The organism is Pedobacter sp. UYEF25 (genome assembly GCF_054061655.1).
Window position 1 is genome coordinate 1 of record NZ_JBSSEL010000047.1, and the last position, 1,667, is coordinate 1,667.

At 42.6% G+C, this 1,667-nt stretch carries 1 protein-coding gene; it reads right to left on the reverse strand.

Annotated elements, in window-relative coordinates:
* Positions 1–111: 111 nt before the first annotated feature.
* The gene (gene ltrA / locus ACVWYG_RS19195; RefSeq protein ID WP_457272672.1) at positions 112–1,335 is read right to left on the reverse strand and encodes a group II intron reverse transcriptase/maturase; all 1,224 of its coding nucleotides are present in this window, start codon (positions 1,333–1,335) and stop codon (positions 112–114) included.
* Between the last annotated feature and the right edge of the window lie 332 nt (positions 1,336–1,667).

Sequence of the window (1,667 nt, forward strand, 5' to 3'; positions counted from 1 at the left end):
TAATCGAGTCACGCAAAGGAATTTCACCTTTGCGTTCTCACAGAACCGTACGTGAAAGTCTCCCTTCATACGGCTCTTCATGTTCTTAAATCACGTAAAGATAATCCATCTTTAAGGATGTACCAATGCCCAATGGGCAAACAATTGGGGCTTTTCCTTATACTTCTGCTTCAGCCGTCTTAGGGCTGCATACTTGTACAGATCTTTCTCCCATTTTATCCACTTTAGTAGTCGTATATTTAGCTGATGCCATATCCGTCGCATACTTTTGTTCTCAAACCGCTGATAGTAGTTTATTATTCCTCTTATTCTTGGATTCAGTTCTTTGGCTATTTCTTCTATGGATTTTCGCCATTTATGGATATTCCATCCCCTCATCTTCGATAAGATACTTTTCTTTGATTTGTTACTTACAAATGTGCCTGGCATGGCTCTCACGCCCAATTTTGTCCTTACTCCCGATGGATGTATGCTAAAGCCTAAAAAGTCATATCCCTTAGGGTATTTCTCTACCGAAATCCCTCGTAGATTCACTATTTTAGTCTTCGATGGATGTAGTTCTAACTTACACATCTGCATCCTCTGCTTGATTGCTTTGAGCATAAACAAAGTTTGCTTTTCTGTTTTGCAATGAACTATGATGTCATCTGCATAGCGTTCAAAGGGTTTTTCCGGATGGTTTTGTTCCATCCATTTGTCAAAGACTACGTGTAGATACAGATTTGCCAATAAAGGGCTCATTACTCCTCCCTGAGGTGTGCCCTTTATGGTTGGCTGTTGTTGCCCGTCTTTGGCTACCAACCCTGCATCTAGCCAACGTTTTACATACATCAGTACCCATTTCTCTTTGCAGTAATGCACCAATGCTTTCTGTAGCAGTTCATGGTCTATGTTATCGAAAAATCCCTTGATGTCCAAGTCTATTGCAAAATCATGGTTATATGCTCTTGAATTTGACTTTTCTACCGCTTGGTGTGCATTTCGATGCGGACGATAGCCATAAGAATCTGCATGGAAGATAGGCTCCAATACTTTTTCTAAATGGTACTTCACTACTTGCTGAGCCACTCGGTCCAGAATGGTGGGGATGCCCAAGAGCCTTTCCCCGCCATCTTTCTTCGGTATGGCAACCTGTTTGACGGGCTTTGGGAAGTAACTGCCTGAGGCAAGCCTGTTCCATAGCTTGTACAGCTCGGTTTTTACATTTGTCTCCAAATATCCCCAATCCATACCATCTACACCATAGCTCCCTTTGTTGGCTCTTACTTCTTTGTACGCCTGCCAGACCATCAGCCTTGTGATCGGTTGTGATTTTGTCTCAAAATAATCAATCATTCCCTGTGGGTTGTAAATTGTTCTGAACACTGAACATGCCCAAACCTTCGCTCCATGCCCATTACAAACACTTCTTCACTACTATGATTGGGTCTGCCACCTGTTTCTCAGCCACATCCATGCTGTTTGTTTCCTCTCTCGATTTTACAAAGCGAAACAGATTTCTCTTGTTCCTTAATAGAGCCTGTGTAGAAGTCTTGCCAATTTTACCCCGGTTGCCGTGTACCCGGTAATCAGGTTGTCCGGTACACTTTAGTCGCAAATACAAACGTAGCTACTTGCTTTCGACAACATCTCTCTTCCTTACGAGGCTTCATCATTGGTTCACTCTC